The sequence below is a fragment of the Streptomyces sp. NBC_00316 genome (genome assembly GCF_036158715.1).
Taxonomy (GTDB): domain Bacteria; phylum Actinomycetota; class Actinomycetes; order Streptomycetales; family Streptomycetaceae; genus Streptomyces.
The window spans coordinates 6,928,324-6,951,731 of record NZ_CP108023.1 but is presented as its reverse complement, the minus strand read 5'-3'; the positions used below and the strand labels follow the sequence as shown (position 1 = coordinate 6,951,731).

Annotated in this window: 18 protein-coding genes and 1 pseudogene; 7 read left to right on the top strand and 12 right to left on the bottom strand. The window is 71.4% G+C overall.

What is annotated here, in order from left to right:
- Window positions 1-70 precede the first annotated feature (70 nt).
- The 8 genes from OG878_RS30925 to OG878_RS30890 form a co-directional block, all read right to left on the bottom strand.
- Window positions 71-1,444, bottom strand: a complete 1,374-nt coding sequence (locus OG878_RS30925) for an ABC transporter ATP-binding protein (RefSeq protein WP_328889820.1) — start codon at window positions 1,442-1,444, stop codon at window positions 71-73.
- Window positions 1,445-1,580: 136 nt separating this feature from the next.
- Window positions 1,581-2,834 carry an MFS transporter gene (locus OG878_RS30920; protein WP_328889819.1) on the bottom strand — a complete coding sequence of 418 codons (1,254 nt, stop codon included), beginning with the start codon at window positions 2,832-2,834 and terminating at the stop codon, window positions 1,581-1,583.
- A gap of 2 nt (window positions 2,835-2,836) precedes the next feature.
- A complete protein-coding gene (locus tag OG878_RS30915) occupies window positions 2,837-4,258 on the bottom strand; it encodes a CitMHS family transporter (protein WP_328889818.1) in 1,422 nt (473 codons plus the stop codon).
- A 121-nt stretch (window positions 4,259-4,379) separates the two neighbouring features.
- The gene (locus OG878_RS30910) at window positions 4,380-6,650 is read right to left on the bottom strand and encodes a molybdopterin-dependent oxidoreductase (RefSeq protein WP_328889817.1); all 2,271 of its coding nucleotides are present in this window, start codon (window positions 6,648-6,650) and stop codon (window positions 4,380-4,382) included.
- 190 nt (window positions 6,651-6,840) lie between these two features.
- Window positions 6,841-7,461: a TetR/AcrR family transcriptional regulator gene (locus OG878_RS30905; RefSeq protein ID WP_328889816.1), complete on the bottom strand. Its 621-nt coding sequence runs from the start codon at window positions 7,459-7,461 to the stop codon at window positions 6,841-6,843.
- Between the two features lie 46 nt (window positions 7,462-7,507).
- The gene (locus tag OG878_RS30900) at window positions 7,508-8,791 is read right to left on the bottom strand and encodes a hypothetical protein (protein ID WP_328889815.1); all 1,284 of its coding nucleotides are present in this window, start codon (window positions 8,789-8,791) and stop codon (window positions 7,508-7,510) included.
- Window positions 8,788-9,636 carry a hypothetical protein gene (locus tag OG878_RS30895; RefSeq protein ID WP_328889814.1) on the bottom strand — a complete coding sequence of 283 codons (849 nt, stop codon included), beginning with the start codon at window positions 9,634-9,636 and terminating at the stop codon, window positions 8,788-8,790. Before OG878_RS30895 ends, OG878_RS30900 begins: the two co-directional genes overlap by 4 nt.
- Window positions 9,633-11,801, bottom strand: a complete 2,169-nt coding sequence (locus OG878_RS30890; protein WP_328889813.1) for a right-handed parallel beta-helix repeat-containing protein — start codon at window positions 11,799-11,801, stop codon at window positions 9,633-9,635. Before OG878_RS30890 ends, OG878_RS30895 begins: the two co-directional genes overlap by 4 nt.
- 176 nt (window positions 11,802-11,977) lie before the next feature.
- Between OG878_RS30890 and hmgA the strand changes: the two genes are divergently transcribed.
- The 3 genes from hmgA (at window position 11,978) to OG878_RS30875 (ending at window position 15,457) form a co-directional block, all read left to right on the top strand.
- Window positions 11,978-13,315, top strand: a complete 1,338-nt coding sequence (gene hmgA / locus OG878_RS30885; RefSeq protein ID WP_328889812.1) for a homogentisate 1,2-dioxygenase — start codon at window positions 11,978-11,980, stop codon at window positions 13,313-13,315.
- Window positions 13,316-13,383: 68 nt separating this feature from the next.
- Window positions 13,384-14,169, top strand: a complete 786-nt coding sequence (locus OG878_RS30880; RefSeq protein ID WP_328889811.1) for a GntR family transcriptional regulator — start codon at window positions 13,384-13,386, stop codon at window positions 14,167-14,169.
- A 70-nt stretch (window positions 14,170-14,239) separates the two neighbouring features.
- A complete protein-coding gene (locus OG878_RS30875; protein ID WP_328889810.1) occupies window positions 14,240-15,457 on the top strand; it encodes a type ISP restriction/modification enzyme in 1,218 nt (405 codons plus the stop codon).
- 21 nt (window positions 15,458-15,478) lie between these two features.
- On the opposite strand, the gene OG878_RS30870 is transcribed toward OG878_RS30875, so the two are convergent.
- Window positions 15,479-16,186: a TetR/AcrR family transcriptional regulator gene (locus OG878_RS30870; RefSeq protein ID WP_327366496.1), complete on the bottom strand. Its 708-nt coding sequence runs from the start codon at window positions 16,184-16,186 to the stop codon at window positions 15,479-15,481.
- Window positions 16,187-16,250: 64 nt separating this feature from the next.
- Between OG878_RS30870 and OG878_RS30865 the strand changes: the two genes are divergently transcribed.
- Both OG878_RS30865 and OG878_RS30860 read left to right on the top strand, forming a co-directional pair.
- Window positions 16,251-17,228 carry an ATP-binding cassette domain-containing protein gene (locus tag OG878_RS30865; protein ID WP_328889809.1) on the top strand — a complete coding sequence of 326 codons (978 nt, stop codon included), beginning with the start codon at window positions 16,251-16,253 and terminating at the stop codon, window positions 17,226-17,228.
- Window positions 17,225-18,052, top strand: coding sequence for an ABC transporter permease (locus OG878_RS30860; RefSeq protein ID WP_328889808.1), 828 nt, complete (start codon window positions 17,225-17,227; stop codon window positions 18,050-18,052). The genes OG878_RS30865 and OG878_RS30860 overlap by 4 nt, the downstream gene beginning before the upstream one ends.
- A 98-nt stretch (window positions 18,053-18,150) precedes the next feature.
- Here the strand turns inward: OG878_RS30860 and OG878_RS30855 are convergent, their stop codons facing one another.
- A complete protein-coding gene (locus OG878_RS30855; RefSeq protein WP_328889807.1) occupies window positions 18,151-19,896 on the bottom strand; it encodes an amidohydrolase in 1,746 nt (581 codons plus the stop codon).
- Window positions 19,897-20,164: 268 nt separating this feature from the next.
- Between OG878_RS30855 and OG878_RS42365 the strand changes: the two are divergent.
- Window positions 20,165-20,290, top strand: a pseudogene (locus OG878_RS42365) (CoA transferase); the annotation flags it as partial.
- Window positions 20,291-20,369: 79 nt separating this feature from the next.
- Here the strand turns inward: OG878_RS42365 and OG878_RS30850 are convergent.
- Window positions 20,370-20,633, bottom strand: coding sequence for a hypothetical protein (locus OG878_RS30850; protein WP_328889806.1), 264 nt, complete (start codon window positions 20,631-20,633; stop codon window positions 20,370-20,372).
- A gap of 265 nt (window positions 20,634-20,898) precedes the next feature.
- Here OG878_RS30850 and OG878_RS30845 point away from each other — a divergent pair, with 265 nt between their 5' ends.
- Window positions 20,899-22,578, top strand: a complete 1,680-nt coding sequence (locus tag OG878_RS30845) for a serine/threonine-protein kinase (protein ID WP_328889805.1) — start codon at window positions 20,899-20,901, stop codon at window positions 22,576-22,578.
- 18 nt (window positions 22,579-22,596) lie between these two features.
- Here OG878_RS30845 and OG878_RS30840 read toward each other — a convergent pair whose 3' ends face one another.
- Window positions 22,597-23,406 carry an SGNH/GDSL hydrolase family protein gene (locus OG878_RS30840; RefSeq protein WP_328889804.1) on the bottom strand — a complete coding sequence of 270 codons (810 nt, stop codon included), beginning with the start codon at window positions 23,404-23,406 and terminating at the stop codon, window positions 22,597-22,599.
- Window positions 23,407-23,408 lie beyond the last annotated feature (2 nt).

The window sequence follows — 23,408 nt, the reverse complement described above, 5'->3', positions numbered from 1 at the left end:
GAACGTACGACCTCCAGCGGACTTGAGGTCAACCGTCCCGGTCCGCGCGGACCGGTCCTGCGGAGACGGGCTACACGTCGAGGCCCGGAATGTCCTTGGGCAGGGGGCAGATCCGGCGGCCGTAGTGGTCGAAGACGTACAGATGCGCGAGGTCGACCAGGAGCGGGACCTGTCCGCCGATGCGCAGCCGCATGTCGGGGCCGGTACGGACGACGAGGTCGCTGGACGTGATCGCGGGGCGGTCGGGGCTGCGGGTGGCGGGCTGCTCGAAATCGGGGACCGGATCGTCGAGGGTGACGACGGGGCCGCTGATGTGGCCGGTGGCGCGTTCCCTCAGCCGTTCCAGGACGCCGACTCCACCGCGCGATCCGGCACCACCGGCGGCGCGGCGGCGGCGCGGGGCGGCCCGGCCCGGGCGGGCCGATTCGAGGTCGGGCACCACGGTGGGCTGTGACCCGGTGTTGAGGTGGACCAGCGCTTCGTGGCCCTGGTACTCGACGTGCTCGACGATGCCGCTCAGTGCGACCTCGCCGGGGCGGGCCTGGCTGGGCGCGGCGATTCTGGCCGCCTCCGAGCGCAGTCCGACGATGATCTGGCGACCCTGCTGGATGCGGAGCAACTGGTGGTCGGGGCTGAGCGGTTCGGGCAGCGGCAGCCGTTGGCGGCCGAGGTCGATCGACATGCGCCCTTCGAGGGGGGCGTGGACGACGGCCTGGAGGAGGTTGATGCGCGGGGTGCCGATGAACGCGGCGACGAAGACGTTCTCCGGCAGGGCGTAGACCTCGCGCGGCGGGCTGACCTGCTGCAGCCGTCCGCCACGCATCACGGCGACCCGGTCGCCGAGGGACATCGCCTCGGACTGATCATGCGTCACATAGACGGTGGTGACGCCCAACTCCCTGGTGAGCTGCGATATTTCGGCCCGCAGATGGTTGCGCAGCTTCGCGTCGAGGTTGGAGAGCGGCTCGTCCATCAGGAACGCGGAGGGCTGGCGCGAGATGGCCCGCCCCATGGCGACGCGCTGGCGCTCACCGCCGGAGAGCTGGCCGGGGTAGCGGTCGAGGACGCTTTCGATGCCGAGCAGCCTGGCCGTGTTCTCGATGCGCTCCCTGTTGTCCTGGCGCGGGTTCTCCAGCTTCAGCGGAAAACCGATGTTGGCCCGGTTGGTCATGGTCGGGTAGAGCGCGAAATTCTGGAAAACCATGGCCATGCCGCGTTCGCGGGGCTCTATGTCGTTGGCCGGTTCGCCGTCGAGCAGGAGCTCGCCCTCGGTGATCTCCTCCAGGCCGGCGATCATGCGGAGCACGGTCGACTTGCCGCACCCCGACGGGCCCAGCAGGACGACGAATTCGCCGGGGTCGATGGAGAGCGAGAAGCGGTCGACGGCACGTGGGGACCGTCCGTACGCCTTGCTGACGTTGTGCAGGGAGATCGCGCGAGTCATGTGGTTCCGCCCGGGTGGCTGGTGAAGTGGCGCGGTGGGGAGCGGCTGCAGTGCGCTGAAATTAGCCCACCGGTCGGGGTGGTGGGAATGACTCGTGCAAAGGTTGTGCAGTACTGGGGTGGATGAGCCGGAAGTGTCAGGCGCGATTCCGGTTCAACGAGGGATTTCCGGGCCGTGACCCGGACACGACCGGGGCCGCGCCGGCCGTACGGGCACGCCCTCCGCGGATCCCCAGCCCCGCCGCCGCGAGGAGAAGCGCACCCAGCATCACGAACGGCGCGGCGGTGCCCGCGACGCCCGCGATCGCACCGGCGGACGCGGGGGCCGCGACCTGGCCGAGCCGGTTGCCGGTCAGCCGGAGGGCCAGCGCGGTGGAGCGTGCCTCCGCCGGGGCCGCCTGGACGACGGTGGTCATCGACAGCGGCTGGCCGACGCCGAGACAGAAGCCGAGCACGGCCAGCATCGTGGCGAGCGCCCAGACGGGGACCGGCAGGGCGATGCCCGCGCAGAGCAGACCGGCCAGCAGACAGGTCGCCGTGAGCAGCGTCGTACGGCCCAGGACGCGCAGCATCGGCGTCATCACCAGACGGCAGGCGATGGTGGCGGCGGCCCGCAGGCTGAGCAGCAGGCCGATGGTGGCGGGGGCGATGGAGCGGTGCTCGCCGACGACCGGCAGATAGGCGGTGAGGATGTCGGTCGCGGAGAGCACGGCGAGGCTGATGAAGATGCCGGCCGGAACACCGCGGGTACGCAGGATGCGGCCGACGGGCACCTTGTCGGCCCGGGCCGCCGCGCGGGCGCCGGGCGCGGTGCGGTGCTCGATGCGCCGGAGCGAGACGAACGACGCGGCGGCGACGGCCGCCGAGACGACCAGGGCGAGTGCGCTCGTACGGGCCAGGGCACCGTCCCGTTCGGAGATGACGTACCCCGCGGCGATCGGCCCGATGAGCTGGCCGAGGGAGGCACCGATGGTGAAGTGGCCGAAGTTGCGGTCCTGTTCGGCCGCGGAGGACTGCCGCGCGACGATCGACTGGGCGCCGATGACGAAGCAGAGGTGGCCGAGCCCCATCACACCGCTCCACGCCGCGAGCGCCGGGAGGGAGCCCGACGTACCGCTGAGGGCGCAGCCGCCCGCGATCAGGACGACACCGAGGGGCAGCAGAGGTGCGCACCTGCCATGGTCCGTCCGGCGTCCGAGCGGGACGGCGGCGAAGAGCGGCAGCAGCGCGTACACCCCGGTGATCACGCCGATGGCGCGCTCGTCCGCGCCGAGCGAGAGAGCCCGGTAGGAGACGGCGGGCCGCGCCATCGACACCGCCCCCTGCGCGAAGGCGAAGGCGATGACGAGGCGCAGCAGCCAGCTCCTGCCGGGCTCGGTCGTGTCGGTCATGATCAGATGATGCCGAAGAGGAGGCCGGCGCAGAGCACCACCAGGGAGGTGACCGCGGCCCATTTGACGGTGAACCTGGTGTGGTCGCCGAATTCGACCTTCGCCATGCCGACGAGCACGTAGACCGCGGGGACCAGCGGGGACGACATGTGCAGCGGCTGGCCGACCAGGGAGGCGCGGGCGATCTCCAGCGGGGAGACACCGTGGGCGGCACCGGCCTCGGCGAGCACGGGGACGACGCCGAAGTAGAAGCCGTCGTTGGACATGAAGTAGGTGAGCGGAATGCTCAGGATGCCGGTGACGAGCGCCATGTGCGGGCCCATGCCGTCCGGGATCGCGCCGACGAGCCAGTCCGCCATGTGCTCGACCATGCCGGTACCGGAGAGCACACCGGTGAAGACTGCGGCGGCGAAGACCATGCCGGAGACGTTGAGGACGTTGTCGGCGTGGGCCGCGATGCGGGCCCGCTGGTCGGACATGTGGGGGAAGTTGACGGTGAGGGCGAGCGCGGCACCGAGCAGGAAGAGCACCGGGATCGGCATCAGTTCCATGATCATCGCGGTGAGGAGGGCGACAGTGAGCCCGGCGTTGAACCAGTAGAGCTTGGGCCGCAGGGTGGCACGGTTCGGGTCGAGACCCTTGAAGCCCTCGTCGTCGTCCGCATCGCCGTCGTGGGCCACCGTGGTGCGCTCGGCATCGGCGCCCGTACCCGCTCCGCCGGACGCCTTGCGGGTGCGGTCGCCGCCGCCGGCTCCCGCGCCGACGAGGACGGTCTCGGGCTCCTGGGCCACGGCCTCGTCGAGGGTGAGGATGCCCAGCCGCTTGCGCTCGCGCCGGCCGAGGACGACCGCGAGGGCGATGACCGCGAGCAGTCCGACGCCGAGCGCGGGGATCATCGGGACGAAGATGTCGCCCGCGTCCAGCTTGAGCGCGGTGGCGGCGCGGGCGGTGGGACCGCCCCAGGGCAGGGTGTTCATCACACCGTTGGCCGTGGCGGCGACACCGGTCATCACGACCAGGCTCATCTTGAGGCGCTTGTAGAGCGGGTACATCGCCGAGACGGTGATCATGAAGGTGGTGGAGCCGTCGCCGTCCAGCGAGACGATCGCGGCGAGAACCGCCGTACCGACGACGATCCGCATCGGGTCGGCCTTGCAGAAGCGCAGGATGCCCCGGACGATCGGATCGAAGAGACCGACGTCGATCATCACACCGAAGTAGACGATGGCGAACATCAGCATCGCGGCGGTCGGCGCGAGATTGCCCACGCCGTCGATCACGTAGTCGCCGAGCTCGGCCCCCTTCCCGACGGCGACACAGAACAGTGCGGGGATCAGGACCAGCGCCGCGATCGGCGACATCTTCTTCATCATGATCAGGACCAGAAAGGTCGCAATCATGGCAAAGCCGAGGATTGTCAGCATGTGGGATACCTATCGTTCACCCTTGAACTCCCACCGGAGTCGGCGGTCCGGATGACGTTAGGTCGCCCCTCGTAGCGTTAACAAGACGTTGACACGTGAGCAATACGAGCAAAACCCCAGGTCAGCGACTTGGTGCGGCACTGGGGGCCACCGCGACGGGGATGCCGTTGAGAACGGCGGTGCCGGACAGCGGGTCGAGCAGAGTGCCGTCGAGGAGCTGGTTGACGTTGACGCCGGGGACCACGGAGGCGACGGACATCCGGGTGCCGGGCCGGTCGTGTCCCCATCCGTGCGGGAGGCTCACCACACCGGCCCGTACGCCCTCGGTGATCTCCACGGGTGCGGTCAGTGCGCCGCCGGCCGCAGTGATCGTGGCGGCGGCGCCGTCCGCGAGGCCGAGCCGGGCCGCGTCGGCCGGGTGCATCTGGAGGGTGCAGACGTTCGTACCGCCGCCCAGCGCGGCGACGTTGTGCATCCAGCTGTTGTTGGAGCGCAGATGGCGGCGGCCGACGAGGACGAGCGCGTCGGCTCCCGGCCGGTGGGCGAGGGCGCTGCGGAGCCGCGGCAGGTCGGCGGCGATCGGCGCGGGGAGGAGTTCGATGCGGCCGCTGCGGGTGGTCAGGACCTGTGGGATGCGGGGCCGGAGCGGGCCGAGGTCGATGCCGTGCGGGTGGGCGAGCAGCCGGTCCAGGGTGAGGCCGTCGGGGTCGGCACCGAAGCCTTCACCGTACGGGCCGAGGCGGAGCATCAGGTCGAGCCGGCGTTCCGGTCCGGTGCGGCCGGTGAGCGCGGCGGCCAGTTCGGCGGGGACTCGGCCGTGCACGGGTGAGAGCGGATCGGCGACGGCCTTGGACAGCACCCGGTCGATGATCGTCGCGTCGACGGCGGACGCGTCCGTTCCGTGCATCCCGGAGACGGCGAGGACGAGCCGCGCGAGGATCTCGCTCTCGTCCATCAGGCCGTCGCCGAGCGGGACGGCGGGACGGGTGTAGCGGACCTGGTTGCGCACGGCGAGCGCGTTGAACGCGAAGTCGAAGTGGGCGCTCTGCGAGGGCGGCGGCGGGGGCAGCACCACATGGGCGTGGCGCGAGGTCTCGTTGAGGTAGGGGTCGACGCTCACCATGAAGTCCAGCTCGCCGAGCGCCCGGTCCAGGCGGTCGCCGTCGGGTGCGGAGAGTACGGGGTTGGCGGCGAGGACGATCAGGGCGCGGATCCGTCCCTCCCCCGGGGTCTCGATCTCCTCGGCCAGGGCGGCGAGGGGCAGTTCGCCCTTGGCCTCGGGATGTCCGGAGACGCGGCTCGCCCACCGTCCGAGGGTGAAGCCCTTGCCGGGAGCGGCGGGCCGGGGAGCGCGGGAGGTGGCGGAGAGCGGGAAGAGGGCGCCACCGGGGCGGTCGAGGTTGCCGGTGAGGATGTTGAGGACGTCGACGAGCCAGCTGGCGAGGGTGCCGTGCGCGACGGTGGAACTGCCGATGCGCCCGTAGACGGCGGCCGTGGGGGCGGCGGCCAGCTCGCGGGCGATCGTACGGATGGTCGCGGCGTCCACGTCACACGCCCCGGCAACCGCCTCTGGCGTGAACTCCCGGACGGCCTCGGCTACTTCGTCGATTCCTGCGAGATGGTCGGCGAGCGCGCCGGGGTCGGTGAGCTTCTCCTCGAAGAGCACGTGGGTGAGTGCCGCGAGCAGGAGGGCGTCGGCTCCGGGGCGGATGGCGACATGCCGGTCGGCGAGGCGGGCGGTGCGGGTGCGGCGCGGGTCGACGACGGTGAGGGTGCCGCCACGACGCCGCAGCGCCTTGAGCTTGCCCGGGAAGTCGGGTGCCGTGCAGAGACTGCCGTTGGATTCCAGCGGGTTGGCGCCGAGGAGCAGCAGATGGCCGGTGCGGTCGAGGTCCGGCACCGCGATGGCGTTCGGGTCGCCGAAGAGCAGTCCGCTGGAGACGTGCTTGGGCATCTGGTCGAGGGTGCTCGCGGTGAAGAAGGCCCGGGTGCGGAGCGCGGCGAGCAGGGCGGGCGGGTAGAGCGCGCCGGCCATGGTGTGCACGTTCGGGTTGCCGAGGACGAGCCCGACGGCCTGCTGCCCGTGCTGCGCGCTCAGTGCGGGGAGGGCGGCGGCGATCGCGTCGAACGCCTCGCTCCAACTGGCTTCCTGCAGCACGCCGTTCCTACGGACGAGAGGGGTGCGGAGCCGGTCGGGGTCGGCGTCCAGCCCACCGAAGGAGGCGCCCTTGGGGCAGATGAAGCCCTGGCTGAGGATGTCGTCCCGGTCGCCGCGGGCGCCGGTGACCCGTGTCCCCTCGATGGTGAGGGTGAGCCCGCAGGTGGCTTCGCACAGGGGACAGACGCGCAGGGCGGTACGGGACTCGCCGGAACTGCTGGAGTCGTGCGGCATGGGCCCTCCCCGGGGCGGCAACGGCGGTGGCACGCGAACGTGGGCAAGCACGGCCGAGCATACCGACCGGTACGCATGATGGGGAGGTGTTGTCGCGGCGATGTTGCCGGGCAGGGGCCGCCGGATGCCGGCGTAGCGGGGTGCGATGCGGTGACGTACTCGTGGGACGAGGTGCCGTGCGGGGCCGGGTTCAGTCCAGGACCCGCGCCAGGTACGCCTGGATCAGGACACGCGTCTCGCCGACGATCGCCTGATCGCCCGACGGGTCCGTGCGGAAAGCGAGTCGCAGGAGCGCGTCGGCGGCTTCGACGCAGACCAGGATCGACCGGAGCAGATCCTCGTCAGGGGTGCGCCCCAGATGGCCGGAGAGCAGCTGGGCGAGCCGGTCCGCAACCCGGTGGTTGGCGTCGGAGGCCGGGTCGTCCACGGGGGCCGGGGCGCCGAAGTCGACGAGGGCGAAGCCGGGGACGGAGCGCTTCATCTCCAGGTATTCGTCGAGCACGGCGTCGATGGCGCTGCGCCAGTCGGCGGCCGGGATGGTGGCCAGGCGGCCGGTGATGCGCTCCGCGTAGCTGTCCAGGTTGCGCCGGGCCAGGGCGTCGGCGAGGGCGCGCTTGTTGGAGAAGAACCGGTAGACGGATCCGATCGGGACTTCCGCGCGGGCGGCGACGGCCCGGGTGGAGAGCATCTCGTAACCGGTCTCGTCGAGGAGTTCGGCGCACGCGTCGAGTATCCGGGCGAGGCGTTCGGCGCTTCGCTGCTGCACGGGGGCACGGCGGAGGTTCGTATTCGCATGGGGCACGGGCTCCATGATGCCGTGGCTCTCCTCTGCGGGAGGTGCGGGTGCGCGCCTGCGGTCAGGCGAGGAGCAGGGTCAGCCCGCCGATGGTGTACGCGATCATCAGGGCCAGCAGGGGGAGTTGCCCCGCGACGGCGCGGGCGGGCGGGAAGAGACGGACGGACCGGTCGTGGGCGGCGACCACGCCGAGGACGTGCCCGATGACGATCGCGGCGACCTGGAGCGTGGCGAGGCCGCCGGGGGCCAGGGGCGGTTCGGGCGGCACCGGGTTGTCAGTGCCGAGCGCCATCATGACCGTACGTGGTCCTTCGATGACGAAGAGTGTGAAGTAGTGGGCGACGAGATAGCCGAGGGCGATCGGGACGAGCGAGTGCGCGAAGGCGGTGAGGGGGTGGCGGAGTTGACCGGAGATCAGACGGGTGGCACCGGCGCAGAGGGCATACAGGGCGGCGACGAGGGTGACGGCGGCGAGCAGTCCGAGCGTGGCCGCCGTGGTGCGGCCCAGGGGTGAGGTCTGGACGGTGGTGATCCACGAGGGGGCGTCGGAGAAGCCGTCGTAGGCGGTGGAGCCCAGCATGACGCAGACGGTGGCGACGAGACCGGCGGTCTGCGGGACGGCGTCGAGTCCGTTGAACGGGGAGCGCAGGACGAGTCGGCGGTCGGCGGGCCGGCGGCCGAGGGGCGAGAGCCGGGCGAGCAGGCCGGAGTAGACCTCGAAGGCGTCGGCGTGCTCGAACCAGCGGGCGCCGTGGCGGGCCGCGCCCGCGAGGTGGACCACGCCGTGGAGCCCGAAGAAGAGGAGGAGGGCGGTGGACGACGCGGGGTCGGGGGCGACGAGTTCGAGCCAGGTGAAGGCGAGGAGTCCGGCCGCGGCGGGCCACAGACCGAGGTGTACGAGGAGGGGGCGGCCCGCATCCGGGTCCCGGCCGAGTGCGCGGCAGACGAGAAGGTGGAGCGTGCGCAGGGGGTTGAGGAGTCGCCAGACGGGACCGAGGAGGAGCGAGGCGGGGACGAGCCCGACCCAGAGGAGCACATAGACGGCGCCCGGGGCCGGGTTGCGCTCCGGCCCGTCCGGCCCGAGGAGGAGATGGAGGAGGACGAACAGGGCGGCGGCCAGGCCGAGGACGCGCGCGACCGCACGGGCGGGGCGGGCGTCGGCAAGGCGCTGGAGGGCGACCGGAAGCGGACGGCCCGCCCGGTCGCCGCGGAACCGGGAGCCGGACCAGAGCAGGCCGAGGGCGAGAAAGGAGACGAAGAGGGCGGCGAAAGCACCGGCGAATGCGTAGAAGGGGGACAGTGGCAGGTCGTGCTGGGAGCCGATGCCGTGCGCGAGGACCCTCACCGCACGACGAGCTGGGTCAGGAGCAGATCGGACTCATGGGTCTCGACCTCGAAGAGTCCGGTGCGGTCGGCGGTGAGGGTGAGGGTGGTGGTCCGCCCGGCGGGCAGACGCGCTTCCTTGTCGTAGCCGTGGACGTGGAGGGTGTCCGCGCGGTCGGTGCGGATGCGCAACTCGATGCGCTGCCCCTTCTTGAGCTCGGTGCGGCCGGGAGCGGGGCTGACCTTGCCGTGCGAGATGGCGATCTCCAGAGTCCGGTCGGGACGGGGCTCGGCGGGCGTGCCGACGGAAGCCGTGGCGGTGAGTGGGGTGGTGGCCTGAATCGGTGTGGAGTGCACGGCCCAGGCGGTGTGGTCGTCGGCGTACAGCCGGGCCGTGAGGGTGCGGCCGCCGCCCGCAGCGCGGACGAGGGAGCTCGGGAGGTGGTACCAGGGGCCGTACAGCCGGGCCAGTGGGTGACCGTCCAGGAGGAGTCGGGCGTGGCCGCGTCCGAGGAGCGCCGCGCCTCCGACGCTGTCCGGGGTGAACCTGAAGTTCCGTACGGAGAGATGGACGTTCCATCCGTCCTCGGAGTCCGGCCGTACGGCGACGGTCACCGCGGGGGCGCCCTCGGCGCCGATCTGCCGGAGCCGGTGGCCTGATCCGTCGTCGGCGGTGAGGAGCCGGCCGACGCTGCCGACGGCCTGCTCATGGCTGGTGCCGGGCCGGTGGTGGGTGGTCGCCCGTCCGCCGCAGGCAGTCGCACCGAACGCGAGGGTGCCCGCGGTGAGGAGGGCGACGGCGATGCGGGGGAAAGCCGCGCGCCTGTTGAGCGTGTTGAGCCGCAGGGGGCTGGGGAAGCGCTTCATGACCGGCCCCCGTCCGGCCCCGCGCGCCGGTCGGACCCGGAATCCGTGCCCGGCCCGGAATCCGCCGGTCCGGACCGTGCACCCGCACCGGCCCCCGTCCCGCCGCCGTCCCGTGTGCCTGCCGCACGGGCGTCCGCGTCCGGCCCCCGGTCCGCTCCCTCTCCGGCCGCCCTTTCGCTGTGCCGCGCCGAAGCCGCCACCGCCCACACCACCCAGACGACGCCGACGAGGCCGCGTACCCAGGCCGGGCCGACCGGGATCCACGGGATCATCAGGACAGCCTTGTCGAAGGCGTCGAGCAGTGTCAGGGCGCCCAGCACCATCGTGGTCCAGCCCAGTCCGGGCCGCTCGCCGCGCAGCACGAGCCCGATGCCGGTCCACCACGCCCCGGTCAGCAGCAGCGCCACCGCAGGCAGATAGGAGGAGGCGAGGCCCGTCGTCGCACCGGCCACATCCAGCCCGAGGCCGATCCCGCCGAGCAGCGTGGCCGCTGTGGCGAGCCGGCTGTGCCGCAGCAGCCGCCACCACAGCACCCCGCCGACCAGTACGAGCACCAGGGCGGCACTCAGCGCGATCTGCACCTCGATGCGCTCGATGCCGTGCGCGCCGTACCAGTCGCAGCCGGCCGGCAGCCGACGCGCCTGCACGTTGTAGTCGGCGCAGACCAGCAACTGGGCGATCTTGACCGGTTCGCCCATGAGCCGATCGGTGCGGCCCGAGACCGCGCCGCGCGCCGCCCCGCACTCGGGCAGCGAGCGCGGTGTGGAGGGTCCGGTGTCCGACTGCCAGCAGTTGCCGTCGCCCTGGCCGTCCCACCACACATCGGCGCGGTTGGGCCGGGAGCGGCCCGCCTTGTCCGTGCCGAGGTGGTTGCCCGCGTACCGGTTGTGGTGCGAGGTGTCGGTCTGTTTCGCGAGGGCGTTCTCGCCGCGGATGAAGGCGGGGACGGCGCTCAGGAAGAAGGCGGCGCGCCGCTGTCCGTAGATCCAGTTGTTCTCGTAGATGTTCCAGTTGCCGCCCGCGGTGATGATGCCGGTGCCCGGCGGCATGGAGATCTGCGGGCAGACGACGCCGTCCTCGTAGCCTCGCTCCACGGGCGGTTTGGCGCAGGTGCCGTCGGCGACGTACGGGTAGTAGTCGGCGTTGTTGTCGTGGATCAGGTTGCGTTCGAAGCGCGCATGGTTCTGCGGGAGTCCCGGGTGGCCCGGGAAGGCGCTGTCCATCGAGGCGCCGCCCATGTTGTGGTCGAACTCGTTGTCGTGGACGTGGACGGAGTCGCCCGCGGTGCCGGAGTAGCCGACCATGTTGTGGTGGCTGCGGCAGCCGGTGATCTCGATCGAGTAGCGCGGTACGTCATAGCCGTAACCGTCGTTGATGTCCGACGCGCTGCCGGGATAGATGCCGGAGTCGCCGTTGCCGTACGACTCGCAGTTCTTGTACAGCCCGTGGTCACTGGCGAAGGTGAGGAAGCCGTACTCGTCGTTCCACCGGGTGAGGACGTCGTCGATGACGAAGCCGTCCTGCGCGAGCACGTACAGCGAGTTGAACGTGGTGCGCTGGGCGGTGAAGTTCTTGAAGTAGATGCCGTCGGAGCCGTCCGCGCGGATCGCGTTGAGCTTCTGGTACTTGGCGTCGATGACGACGTCGGTGCGCTCGGCCCCGGTCCCCTCGATCTGCAGCTGCTTCTTGCCGAGGATCGCCACCAGGTTCTGGTTGTGCGGACACTGCTTCTGCTGTGCGTACGACAGGATCTGGTAGCCGAGCTGCGAGTTGGGCGCCTTGAGCCTCGCGCACTCCCCCGTCGGCCCGGGCAGCGAGGGCTCCTCCTCGTACAGGCCGGGCAGGATCGCGATGCTCATGCCGGGTCTGTCGACCGTGTCGACGGCCTGTTGCAGATGCCGGTAGCCGGACTTCTGGCACCGGTCGAAGAGTCCGAGGTTGCGGGTCCGGAGCTCGGCCGGGAAGCCGGATATCCGTCGTTCGAAGTCGGCCCGGTCGCTCTTGCAGACCAGCAGATCGGGTTCGCCGGCGCGGTGCACAGGGACGCTGCCGGAGCCGTCGGGGAGGGTGACCGGCCGTTCCTCGTGCGCCTGGGCGGCCGGGGCCGCGAGGAGTGCGGCGGCCAGCGCCACCAGGACCACCAGAAGTCTTCGTGTCCACGACATGTGCGGGAGAGTAGAGCATTGTTCAGCTTTTGGAACCCCCTGCGCACGGCGGACCGAGAGATTTCCGGCACGGCCCCGCCAGGAATCCGCGACGCGCCACCGCCCCGCCCCGTTGACGTGCCACGATCTGATTCCTACGGTGGTCCATAGGATTTCTTCGGCACCGGGAGCGCGGCATGGGCGGCACCAGCGGCATCGAGCAGGCGAGGAAGACGGCGGAAGCGCTTGCGCACTCCGCGGGTTTCGGCAACGAGCACAGCTCCGAGGCGGTCCCGGGGGCGTTGCCGCACGGCCGCAACTCGCCGCAGCGAGCGCCCCTCGGGCTCTACGCCGAGCAGCTGAGCGGTTCGGCCTTCACCGAACCGCGCGCCCACAACCGCCGTTCGTGGCTCTACCGGATCCGCCCCTCGGCCGCCCACCCGCCGTTCGTCCGGGTCGACAACGGCGCGGTGCGTACCGCCCCCTTCACCGAATCCGTCCCCGATCCGAACCGGCTGCGCTGGGACCCGCTGCCCGAACCCGCTCCCGGAACGGACTTCCTGGCAGGCCTGTGGACCCTCGGCGGCAACGGCGACGCCGCCCAGCGCACCGGCATGGCGGTGCACCTCTACCACGCCAACACGGCCATGACGGACCGGGTGTTCAGCGACTCCGACGGCGAACTGCTGATCGTCCCGGAGCGCGGCGGCCTGCTGCTCCGTACCGAACTGGGCCTGCTGCGCGCCGAACCCGGCCACGTCGCGCTGATCCCCCGCGGCGTGCGCTTCCGCGTGGAGCTCCTCGACGACTCGGCCCGCGGCTATGTCTGCGAGAACTACGGCAGGCCGTTCACCCTCCCCGACCTCGGGCCGATCGGCGCCAACGGCCTGGCCAATGCCCGTGACTTCCTCGCCCCCGTAGCGGCGTACGAGGACGGGGACCGCCCGGTCGAGGTGGTCAACAAGTTCTGCGGCAACCTCTGGTCCGCGACGTACGACCATTCCCCGCTCGACGTCGTCGCCTGGCACGGCAACCACACCCCGTACGTCTACGACCTGCACCGCTTCAATGTCATCGGCTCCATCAGCTACGACCACCCCGACCCGTCGATCTTCACGGTGCTGACCTCACCGTCCGACACCCCCGGTCTGGCCGGTGTGGACTTCGTCGTCTTCGCGCCGCGCTGGCTGGTCGGCGAGGACACGTTCCGGCCGCCGTACTTCCACCGCAATGTGATGAGCGAGTACATGGGACTGATCGAGGGCGCGTACGACGCGAAGACGGCGGGCAAGGGCGGCTTCGTGCCGGGCGGCGGCTCGCTCCACAACATGATGTCGGCGCACGGCCCGGACCGGGAGACCTTCGACCGGGCGAGCGCGGCGGAGCTGAAGCCACAGAAGATCGACGACGGTCTTGCCTTCATGTTCGAGACCCGCTGGCCGGTCACGGCGACCGGGCAGGCGGCAGCCGCCGACCATCTGCAGCGCGGGTACGACGACGTGTGGCAGGGTCTCGAACGCAACTTCCGGCCATAGGTGAAGCCCGCGCTTCCCGGCCTCCGCCCGCTCGTCGCGTCCGCAGTGTCGCAGTACGGAGAGTCCAGGTGACCCAGGTGCCTCAGCTGCCCCAGAGCCCACAGGCGACGGCCTTCGCCCCCGACTCGCTGATCCTGAACCGCAAACTGCCGCTGTGGTACCAGGTCTCGCAGTCGCTGCGCGCCTCCATACTCGGCCGCACCCAGGACGCCTCGCTGCGGTTGCCGACCGAGGAACAGCTTGCCGCGCACTACGGCGTCAGCGTCCTCACGATGCGGCAGGCGCTCAAGGAACTGGAGACGGAGGGGCTGATCAGCCGGCACCGACGGCGTGGCACCTTCATCGAGCCGCGTGCCAGGCGGGTGTCACCGGTGCGGCTGCTCGGCTCCGTCGATGCGATCGTCGCCCAGCAGTCGGGCGAGCGGACCACGGTGCTCGACCACGGTCCGCTGGCGCTGCCGGGCGATCTCGCGGAGTACTTCCCGGACTGCGCGGAAGTGATGGGCTACCGGCGGCTGCGCTGCGACGGCGACAGCGGCGAGCCCACCAACTGGGCGGAGAACGCCGTGCATCCCGAGGTCGCGGCCCGGCTCGATGCCGCGGATCTCGAGCGGTGGCCGATGACCAAGGTGCTGCGCGACCGCGTCGGTGTCCGGATCGCGCGGATCACGGACACCGTCGAGGCGCGGCTCGCCGACCCGGCGACCGCCGAGCTCCTCCAGGTGCCGCTGCTGAGCCCGATCCTGTTCTACACGGGGGTCACGTACGACGAGAACGGCCGAGTGGTCGATGTGGCACAGATCCGGTACCGGGGGGACCGGTTCTCGTTCTCGGTGACGGTCGAGGCCCACTGACCGGCCGCCCTCGCGCCGCGCCGTTACGATGCCGGGGGCGGGCAGACGTGGCGACGGGGAGGACGACACGGTGGCAGCACGGACGGGCGCCGGAGCCGGCGGGGACGACGACATCCCGCTGCTCGACGACCTCATGCCATGGTCGGTACGGCCCCTGCGCACCGGGCGCACCTGGGTGACCGCCCCGGATGCCGGTTCTCTCAGGGCCCGTTGGGATCGGCTGGTCCGCGCAGAAGGTGCCGAGCGCGACCGGCTGTTCCGTCCCACGCGGTCCCGCACGCCGCAGACCGCGGTCGGCGCTCTGCCCGGTCGGGCCACCTCCACCGGCCGGTTCGCCCGGGAGTCCGGGCCGTGCCCGGAGCCGGTGCGGATCCTGCACGGCCCGTTCGACGAACAGTGGCTGATCCCCGACCACCGGCTGATCGACGCCGCCCGCCCCGAGCTGTGGCGGGTCGCCGACGGCCACCAGCTTTTCGCCGTCGAGCACGGGTTCGTACCACAGGACACCGGACCCGCCCTGTCCGTGACGGCGCTGCTGCCCGACGGGCACTCCCCGGCCGGACGGCCAGGCCGGATCCGGCCGCTCTACCGGCGGCCGGACGGCATCGAACCGAATCTGGCGCCCGGTCTGCTCGCCCTGCTGCGCACCCGCCACGGGGACGCGGTCACCGCCGAGTCCGTGCTGGCCTGGACGGTCGCGGCCGCCCGCCACTCCCCCGCCGGCTGTGCGGTGCCGCTGCCCGCCGACACCGCGCGCTGGTCGGCCGGGGTGGAGCTGGGCAGGGAGCTCATACGGCTGCAGCTGCGCGGCGCCCGCGGCGGGGAACGCCCACGGCTGCCCGGTGGGCGGCGCCCCTATGTGCGGGCCGCGGTACCGGCCGCGCCGGGCACGCTGGAGTACGACCCCGACGACGAGGCGCTTCTGCTGGGCATGGGACGCATCTCGCCCGTACCTGCGGGGGCCTGGGAGTTCCGGGTGGGCGGGGTGCGGATGCTGGAGCTGTGGTTCGAGCGGCGGACGGCCGCGGACGGGGCGGACGGTCTGGAAGCGATACGGCCCCGGGGCTGGCCCCAGGAGTGGACCTCGGAGCTGCTGGAACTGATCACCTTGCTGGCTCTGCTCGCCGAACTCCGGCCCCGGCAGCAGGCGTTGACCGGCGGCCCGCAGCTCACCACCGGTGACCTGCGGGCGGCAGGTGTGCTGCCGGTCGCGGCGACGGCCCGGCGGCCCGCGTCGGTGCTCGATCACCAGGAGGAAGGGCCGGAAGGGCAGTTCGCGCTGCTGTGACGGCATCGGGGCACACCCGCGCTACCGGTCGAACGAGTCCAGTACCCGGTGCAATGCCCGGTCGAAGACCCCGTCCAGATCGATCGGCCCGGGGTCTTCGGCGAATCCCGCCGCCATCCGCGGATACTTCCCGGTCGCGATCTGGCTGATCAGATAGCCGGTGCGCGCGGCGTGCTCCTGCTCCTCGGACCAGGGCAGCGACCGGCTGCGCTCCGCCGTGGCGATCTCGTTGGCCACATAGGTGGTCACCACGCCGTTGACCATGGCGATGAGTTCCATCTTCTCGCCGAACCGTGCGTCGACCCCGTCCAGGCAGCTGAGCGTGTACTCCAGATACCGCAGCGCGTTCGGGCTGAAGCCGTACACGGGTGACATGAGCCGCGGCACCCAGGTGTGGCGGTGCATCATCGCGCGGGCCTGATGGGCCAGCGCGATGAGATCGGCACGCCAGTCGCCGGACGGCTCCGGGAACTCGTACCCGCCGCTGACCGCGTCGAGCATCAGCTCGTACAGGTCCTCCTTGCGTGGCACGTAGTTGTACAGCGACATCGTGCCGCAGCCGAGCTCCGCCGCGACCTTCCGCATGGACACCGCGTCGAAGCCCTCCGCATCGGCGATGCGGACGGCGGCCGCCGCGATGTCGGCGCGGCTGAACGCAGGCCTGGGGCCGCGGCCCGCACGCTCGGGGCGCGCCCAGATCACTTCGGGTACAGCGGGTCGCCCCACCATCGGTCATCACCTCGCTCCCCATCCTAGTTACGTACACCGTACGTAGTGCGATACGGTGGGCCGCATGACAACTACGTACGCTGTACTTAGTGAAGGTCTGGAGAAGCATTACGGCACTGTCCATGCCCTGCGCGGACTCGATCTCGCTGTCGCCGAGGGCGCCGTCTGCGGGGTGCTGGGGCCGAACGGCGCGGGCAAGACCACCGCTGTCCGGGTGCTCACCACCTTGACGGCCCCGGACGGCGGCAGCGCCAGGGTCGCGGGGCACGACGTGGTGCGCGAAGCGGGCTCGGTCCGCGCGGCGATCGGTGTCACCGGGCAGAACGCCTCGGTCGACGGCGAGCTCACCGGCCGGCAGAACCTGCGGCTCTTCGCCAGGCTGCTGCGGTTCCGCGGCGAGGCCGCGCGCATCCGCGCCGACGAGCTCCTGGAACGCTTCGAGCTGACCGACGCCGCCGACCGCCCGGCCCGTACCTACTCGGGCGGCATGCACCGCCGCCTCGACCTCGCCGCCAGCCTGCTCACCCGGCCGAAGGTGCTCTTCCTGGACGAGCCGACCACCGGACTCGACCCGCACAGCCGTAACCAGATCTGGGCGGCGGTACGCGAACTGGCCGGCCGGGGCACGACCGTCCTGCTGACCACGCAGTATCTGGAGGAGGCCGATCAGCTGGCCGACGACATCGTGCTGATCGACCGCGGCCGGACCGCCCACCGCGGCACCCCCGCCGAACTGAAGGCTCTCATCGGTTCGTACGCCGAGGTGGTCGTCCCCCAGGTATCGGCGCTGATCCCGGCGGCGGCCGTCCTCGACCAGCTCACCGGCGCCGAACCGGTGCTCGACCAGGAACGCCGCACCGTGGGCGCCGTCGCGACCGACGCCACGCTCACCCTCCCCCGTATCGTCCGCGAACTCGACGCGGCCGGCGTACCGCTGATCGATGCGACCCTGCGCCCGCCGACGCTCGACGAGGTCTTCCTCCGCCTGACCGGCCGCGGCGACGGCCGCACCTCCCCGCCCCTGAAGGAGACGGCAGCATGAGCAGCACCGTACTGGCCCATGAACGGCGCACCGGACCCGCCACGAGCACCCCGGTCGCCGACAGCCTGGCCGTGCTGGCCCGCCATCTGCAGCGGATCAAAGCAGCCCCGGGCGTGGTGATCCTGACCCAGACCATGCCGATCACAATGCTGCTGTTCTTCGGCTACGTGTTCGGCAGCGCCCTGGCCGTGCCCGGCCAGGAGTACCGCGCGTTCCTGGTGCCGGGACTGCTCGCGGCAACGGCGGCGAACGGCATCATGACCGGGATGTTCCAGTCCGCGCAGGACTGCCACCGCGGGGTGATGGACCGGTTCCGCACACTGCCGATGAGCCGGTCCGCCGTCCCGCTCGGCCAGACCGCGGCCGATCTGCTGACCACGGCGGTCGGCACGGTGCCACTGGTCCTCGTCGGGCTCGCGGTGGGCTGGCGGATCGAGGGCGGTCCGACGGCGGCGCTCGGCGCGTTCGGGCTGCTGCTGCTCTTCCGGTTCGCGACGTCATGGGCCGGCTGCTGGCTGGGCCTGCTCATCCGGAACGAGGAGGCTGCGGGCCAGCTGGGCAGCGCCACGTTCATCCTGCCCCTGCTGTCCAGTGCGTACATCCCGACCGACAACCTGCCGGGCTGGCTGCGGACGGTCGCGGAGTGGAACCCGATCAGTGCCATGGCCGGCGCCACCCGCGACCTGTTCGGCAACGCATCAGCGCCCGCCGACGCCGCCTGGCCGGTCACCCACCCGGTGGCGGGCACGCTCGCCTGGTCGGCGGTGCTGCTCGCGGTCTTCGTCCCACTGACCGTACGGCGCCATGCGCGCGGCGGCGAGTGACCCGGGCCGGCTCCGGCGGCCGCGAGCGCCGTTCCCGCCGCCGGGCAGGCGTCACCCGGTGCCGGGGCATGCCGCACACACGCCCCGGCGCCCGCCCTCTACTTCTGCGGTGTCAGCTCCGGTCCCAGCGAGGAGAACTTCTCGTGCGACACGACCCGCTTCGGCGGCCAGGTGATGTTGTTCGGCGGCCACTTCTGTCCGGTCCTCTTCAGGAACCAGGCCGGCGGCTCGTACATCGGCGGCTCATAACCTTCCGGCAGCGCCGTCTTCCACTCCAGCCCCTTGGTGCGTTCCGCGAACTCGGCCTTGATCGCCTTCAGCCGCTCCGGCTGCGTGAGCAGATCGACCGCGGTCGCCGCCAGATACTTCGCCGCCGCGAGCACCGCCGCCTGACCGGGAGCGGCGGCCGCGCACGCGGCCGTGGACCAGGTGTGCATCTTGGTGCCGATCGGGGCCAGGGCCGCGCCCATCGACACGGTCGGCACATTCCAGCTGATGTCCGCGACATCGGTCGAACCGCCACCCATGAAGACCGGGTTGGGCGGGGTGAGCGCGCCGACCTTGTCGTGCATGCCGGCGGCCGGCAGTCCGAGTGACTCCTGGAGTTCCTTCGCCAGCGCGTGCGCCTCGTCGGTGAACGCGGGAGGACCGATCTGCGTCATGTTCTCGTGCAGCAGTTCGGCGAAGGACTTCGACGGCAGCTGGTTCCAGCAGGCCGAGGTGATCCGGTGTCCGACCGTGGTCTGGCTGGCCTTCGCCGCCGCTTCGGAGACCGCGATCACCTTGTCGAGCAGCACCTGGACGCGGGCCGGGCTGCCTTCGCGTACGTAGTAGGAGATCTCGGCGATCTCCGGGGTGACATTGGGGATGTCACCACCGTTGTTGATCACCCAGTGGAGCCGGCCCGACGGGGCGAGGTTCTCCTCGCGCAGGAACTCCGACATCGTCGCCATCATCACGGCGGCGTCCAGCGCGCTCTTGTTGCCGAGCGGGGTGCCGCCGTGTCCGGCGACCCCGAGGAAGGTGAACGTCACCGCCGTCATCGCGGTGGTGGTGCCCCAGCCGGTGGCGTTGGCCGTGGAGGGATGCCAGTCCAGGAACGCGTCCAGGCCGTCGTAGACGCCCTTGCTGACGGCGTACGTCTTGCCGATCAGTGCCTCCTCGGCCGTCGAGCCGAAGAACTTCACGGTGACCGGGAGCCGGTGCTTCTTCGCGGACTGGGCGACGGCTGCCGCGGCGGCCGCCGCGGCCGTTCCCAGCGCACTGTGCCCGCAGCCGTGTCCGGGGCCGTAGCCGGGCGCGAACGGGTCGTGGATGTACTCGCGCGGGTCGTGGCGGCCGACGCCCTTGTTCTGCGAGAGGCCGGGCAGCGCGTCGTACTCCCCGCTGAAGCCGAGGACCGGGCCGCCGCTGCCGTAGCGGAACGTGGCGGTGAACGCGGTCGGGAAGCCCGCGGTGCCGAACTCGACGTCGAAGCCCGCCTTCTCCAGGAACCCGGCCTCGGCCAGTGAGGAGTTCCACTCGCGCAGGCTGAGCTCGGCGTGGTCCCAGATCTCCGCGTTGAGCCCGGTGATCCGACCGCTGTTGCCGTCGATCCAGCCGATCGCCGCCTGCTTGGCCGGGCTGTCCTGCGCCAGTCCCTGCGGAGCCTCGTAACCGTCGTCCGTCGCGGCGTCGGCCGCCTCGGAGGCCGCGGCCATCGCCGGGTCGGTGTCGGCCGCCATCACTGCCGTGGTCACCCCTGCCGCGCCGAGCATCTGCATGATCCGTCTCCGGCTGAGGACCGGACCGGCCGCCATGGCTGCTTCGTGCGCATGCTCGTGCTGATCGTGCAGGTCACACATGTACGCCTCCGGAGGTGAGGTGCCGTGTACGTGCCAAACGATCAGCACCCTGGCCCCGGAAGTTTTCGACGTCAACATCTCGCGATGAAAAAGTTGTTACGTACACGGGCTCACCCACCCAGCCGCCGCCCGCACGACGGACGGCCGAAGGCGGCAACGATCCGGCGAACAGGCCTCGGGGCAGCCGGAATTGGCGGCTGCCCGGCAGGGGCACCGCAGGCTTTTCCGCCGCCCGATCGCGCATGCAGCCGGGCGGGGCAGGGCGGCACCGGGCCGGGAGCCGGGGATGGGGGCCGTATCGGGGTCAGGCGAGCACACCGAAGCACTGCTGCGGGCCGTGGGGATGACGGACAAGCAGGCAGCAGTGCCGGGCCGGGACGGTGTGATCGCCTGAGCGGCCCGAGCGGTGGGCCGGATCGGTCAGGGACGAGCGATCGGGTCGGGGGCCGGATCAGCGGTGACGGGCCGTCGGGTCAGTGGCGGCCGCCGAAGAGCGAGCGTCGCAGTCGCCGCAGCGGCGCGAAGAGCGAGACACGCGCGCTCCTGCTCCGGCGGGTGTGCGCCGCGTCGCGCGAGGTGAGCTCGAGCATCAGCAGCGTCGCTTCCGCGGTCTCGCGCTGCGGGACGGCGGGGCCGCCGAGCACTGCGAGATGGCGGTCGAGGCGCGAGCTGGTCGCACTGCTCCCGCAAGTGATGGCAGGCACACGCGGCCTGCTGCGCACCGTTATCTGTTCCATGTCACTCCCCACCCGTACGAGGGCACCCGGCCCGGGCAGATTAACCCTATCCCCCCGCGACGACACTCGTGTATCCCGGTCGCCGGATTGAGCACACATATACGGAGGTTGACGATCGGCATCATAATTCGCTCGATTCCAGGGCGAGTTGGACAGATCGGGAGCGGTTGGCCCGCAGCGGGGGATTGCTGCGCAAGGGGGTCGGGAACGGTTCGGTCTGAGCTAGCGTGGAGAGGTTTCCGCCGTGCTGCCGCCACTTCTTCGGATGGGGGTCACCGTGAGTGAAGTGCCGGGCGACGACCGACTGATCGCGGGCCGATACCGCCTGCTGGGCCCGCTGGGCCAGGGCGGCATGGGGGTCGTGTGGCGGGCGCGCGACGAGCTGCTGGGGCGCGAGGTGGCCGTGAAGGAGGTCCGTGCCCCGTCGGGGCTCGCCACCTCCGACGTGCAGCGGCTGTACGCACGCCTGGAGCGGGAGGCGTGGGCGGCGGCCCGGGTCTCGCACCGCAATGTGGTCACCGTCTACGACGTGGCGACCGAGGACTCCCGTCCCTGGATCGTGATGGAACTGATCCGCGGGCTCGCCCTCTCCGACGTGCTGGACGCCGAGGGGCCGTTGACCCCTCAGCGAGCCGCGCGCATCGGCGCGGAGGTACTGGCCGCGCTGCGCAGCGCCCATGCGGCGGGGGTACTGCACCGCGATGTGAAGCCCGGCAATGTGCTGCTCGCCAACGACGGGCGGGTGGTGCTGACGGATTTCGGTATCGCCATGGTCGAGGGGACGTCCGCGCTCACCATGACGGGTGAGCTGGTCGGCTCGCCGGAGTTCCTCGCACCGGAGCGCGCACTCGGGCGCACACCGGGACCCGAATCGGATCTGTGGTCGCTCGGTGTCCTTCTGTACGCCGCGACCGAGGGCAATTCGCCGTTCCGTCAGAACACCCCGCTGAACACGCTCCGGGCCGTGGTCGACGAGGAACTGCCGCCGCCCCGGCGGGCCGGCCCGCTCGCCCCGGTCGTCAGGGAGCTGCTGCGCAAGGATCCCGCCGAACGGCTCTCCGCCGAGCAGGCCGAGCATCAGCTGCGGATCATCGCGGCGGGCGGAGCACCGCGCACCGCGGGCGCCGGCGCGGGCCCAGGTCCGGGCCCCGGCGTGCCGGATCCGTACGGACCGACGGTCTCTGCCCGCACCTCCACACCGCAGACCCCCCTGCCCACGCCCCCGCCGCCCTTCCCGGGCCCGTCCACGACGGCCGGGACCACGGCGGACGGACCGTCACGCCGGGCGGTCGCGCTGCTCGCCGCCGGTGTAGCGGCACTGCTGCTGGCCGTCGGCGGAATCGTCTGGACCCTCGCGCACCCGGGCAAGGACGACGGCACTGGGGTCGTCACCGGCAGCGGCGCGCACGCGACCAGCAGTGCTCCGCGCACGCCGTCCGCCACACCGGATCCGTCCGTCGTCGCAGGAACGCAGGGCGGCAGCGGCGCCACCGACGAGGGCGGCACCACGGCCGGCAAGGGCGGAAGCACCGGAGGCGGCCACACCTCCACGAGCAAACCGCCGCCGCAGACCGTGACCGTTTATCTCACCCCGGTGCGCGGCAGTTACGACGGCGGTTGCCCTCCCCCGCACGCCGAGGCACCGGCGGTCGAGGCGACCGTCACGGTGGGGCGCACACCGGCGAAGGTCGAGTACCGGTGGGTGCTCAAGGACGGTACGAGCACCGATCCGGGCTGGCAGTGGCTGTCCTTCGGTTCCGGCGACGGGCGCACCAAGCAGGTGTCGCACACGGAGCTGACGTACCAGCAGGACAGCACGTACCACGGGACGCTCACCCTGGAGGTGAGGAGTCCGGTGGCCGTCACGTCGAACGGGGTGGAGTTCTCGGTGACCTGCCGTACGGAGACCCCGTCGGCCGGGGTCTCCAACCCGGAGGAGGGCTGACCGGGGCGGTGCGCCCGGTCAGGCGGCCGAACTGAGGGCGGGCAGGTAGCCGCCCGACTGTCCGGCGGCCGTGGGGTGGTACGACTCACCGAGGTTGAGCCAGTTGACGCTGTGCAGCCACTCGCTTCCCGAGCAGATCTCGTGCCCGGTGAACCGTCCTGCGACGTCGGCGAACGTGAAGCCGTGGTCAGCCGCACGCTTGGCGGTCGCTGCGTTGAGGTAGTCGGATGCGCTGTTGATGGCGGAGCGTTCGGTCTCGCTCAGACCGGCGAGGCAGCTGCCGCCGAGCTTGTAGAAACGGGGGTAGCCGAGGACGACGACATGGGCGGCCGGCGCCTTGTTCCTTATCGCGGTGTACACCGAGTCGAGCTTGCCGGGCAGGGTGGTGTCGACGTAACTGCGGGCGGTCGCGATCCGGCTGAGGCAGGTGGACTCCGACTGGAGCACACAGGTGGTCATGACATCGGCGAATCCCGCGTCGTTGCCGCCGATGGAGAGGGAGACGAGGTCGGTCGAGGAGTTGAGCGGCCCGAGCTGTCCTGCGGTCACATCGCCGGTGACCGCACCCGAGCAGGCGGTGAAGGCGAACGAGGCGGGTGCGTTGGCGTTCTTCCAGAGGACCGGGTAGGCCTTGGTGCTGCGCTTGCAGGCACCGCTTGCACTGTCGTAGCTGCCGGAACCGACCCCCGAGGAGTACGAGTCACCGAGGGCCACGTAGTCGACGGCCAGGACGGACGAGGCGGCGTTCGCGGTGGCTGCCCCGGTCAGAGCGAGTACGGCACCGAGCAGGAGCGAGGACGAGAACGCCACAAGTCTGGACATTTTCATGG

Bases quoted from the DNA above. Each gene is read 5' to 3' on its own strand.
- OG878_RS30845 (WP_328889805.1), top strand. From the start codon at position 20,899: ATGGGGGTCACCGTGAGTGAAGTGCCGGGCGACGACCGACTGATCGCG.
- OG878_RS30925 (WP_328889820.1), bottom strand. From the start codon at position 1,444: ATGACTCGCGCGATCTCCCTGCACAACGTCAGCAAGGCGTACGGACGG.
- OG878_RS30910 (WP_328889817.1), bottom strand. From the start codon at position 6,650: ATGCCGCACGACTCCAGCAGTTCCGGCGAGTCCCGTACCGCCCTGCGC.
- OG878_RS30915 (WP_328889818.1), bottom strand. From the start codon at position 4,258: ATGCTGACAATCCTCGGCTTTGCCATGATTGCGACCTTTCTGGTCCTG.
- OG878_RS30855 (WP_328889807.1), bottom strand. From the start codon at position 19,896: ATGTGTGACCTGCACGATCAGCACGAGCATGCGCACGAAGCAGCCATG.
- OG878_RS30890 (WP_328889813.1), bottom strand. From the start codon at position 11,801: ATGTCGTGGACACGAAGACTTCTGGTGGTCCTGGTGGCGCTGGCCGCC.
- OG878_RS30870 (WP_327366496.1), bottom strand. From the start codon at position 16,186: ATGGTGGGGCGACCCGCTGTACCCGAAGTGATCTGGGCGCGCCCCGAG.
- OG878_RS30860 (WP_328889808.1), top strand. From the start codon at position 17,225: ATGAGCAGCACCGTACTGGCCCATGAACGGCGCACCGGACCCGCCACG.
- OG878_RS30895 (WP_328889814.1), bottom strand. From the start codon at position 9,636: ATGAAGCGCTTCCCCAGCCCCCTGCGGCTCAACACGCTCAACAGGCGC.
- hmgA (WP_328889812.1), top strand. From the start codon at position 11,978: ATGGGCGGCACCAGCGGCATCGAGCAGGCGAGGAAGACGGCGGAAGCG.
- OG878_RS30865 (WP_328889809.1), top strand. From the start codon at position 16,251: ATGACAACTACGTACGCTGTACTTAGTGAAGGTCTGGAGAAGCATTAC.
- OG878_RS30905 (WP_328889816.1), bottom strand. From the start codon at position 7,461: ATGGAGCCCGTGCCCCATGCGAATACGAACCTCCGCCGTGCCCCCGTG.
- OG878_RS30920 (WP_328889819.1), bottom strand. From the start codon at position 2,834: ATGACCGACACGACCGAGCCCGGCAGGAGCTGGCTGCTGCGCCTCGTC.
- OG878_RS30850 (WP_328889806.1), bottom strand. From the start codon at position 20,633: ATGGAACAGATAACGGTGCGCAGCAGGCCGCGTGTGCCTGCCATCACT.
- OG878_RS30840 (WP_328889804.1), bottom strand. From the start codon at position 23,406: ATGAAAATGTCCAGACTTGTGGCGTTCTCGTCCTCGCTCCTGCTCGGT.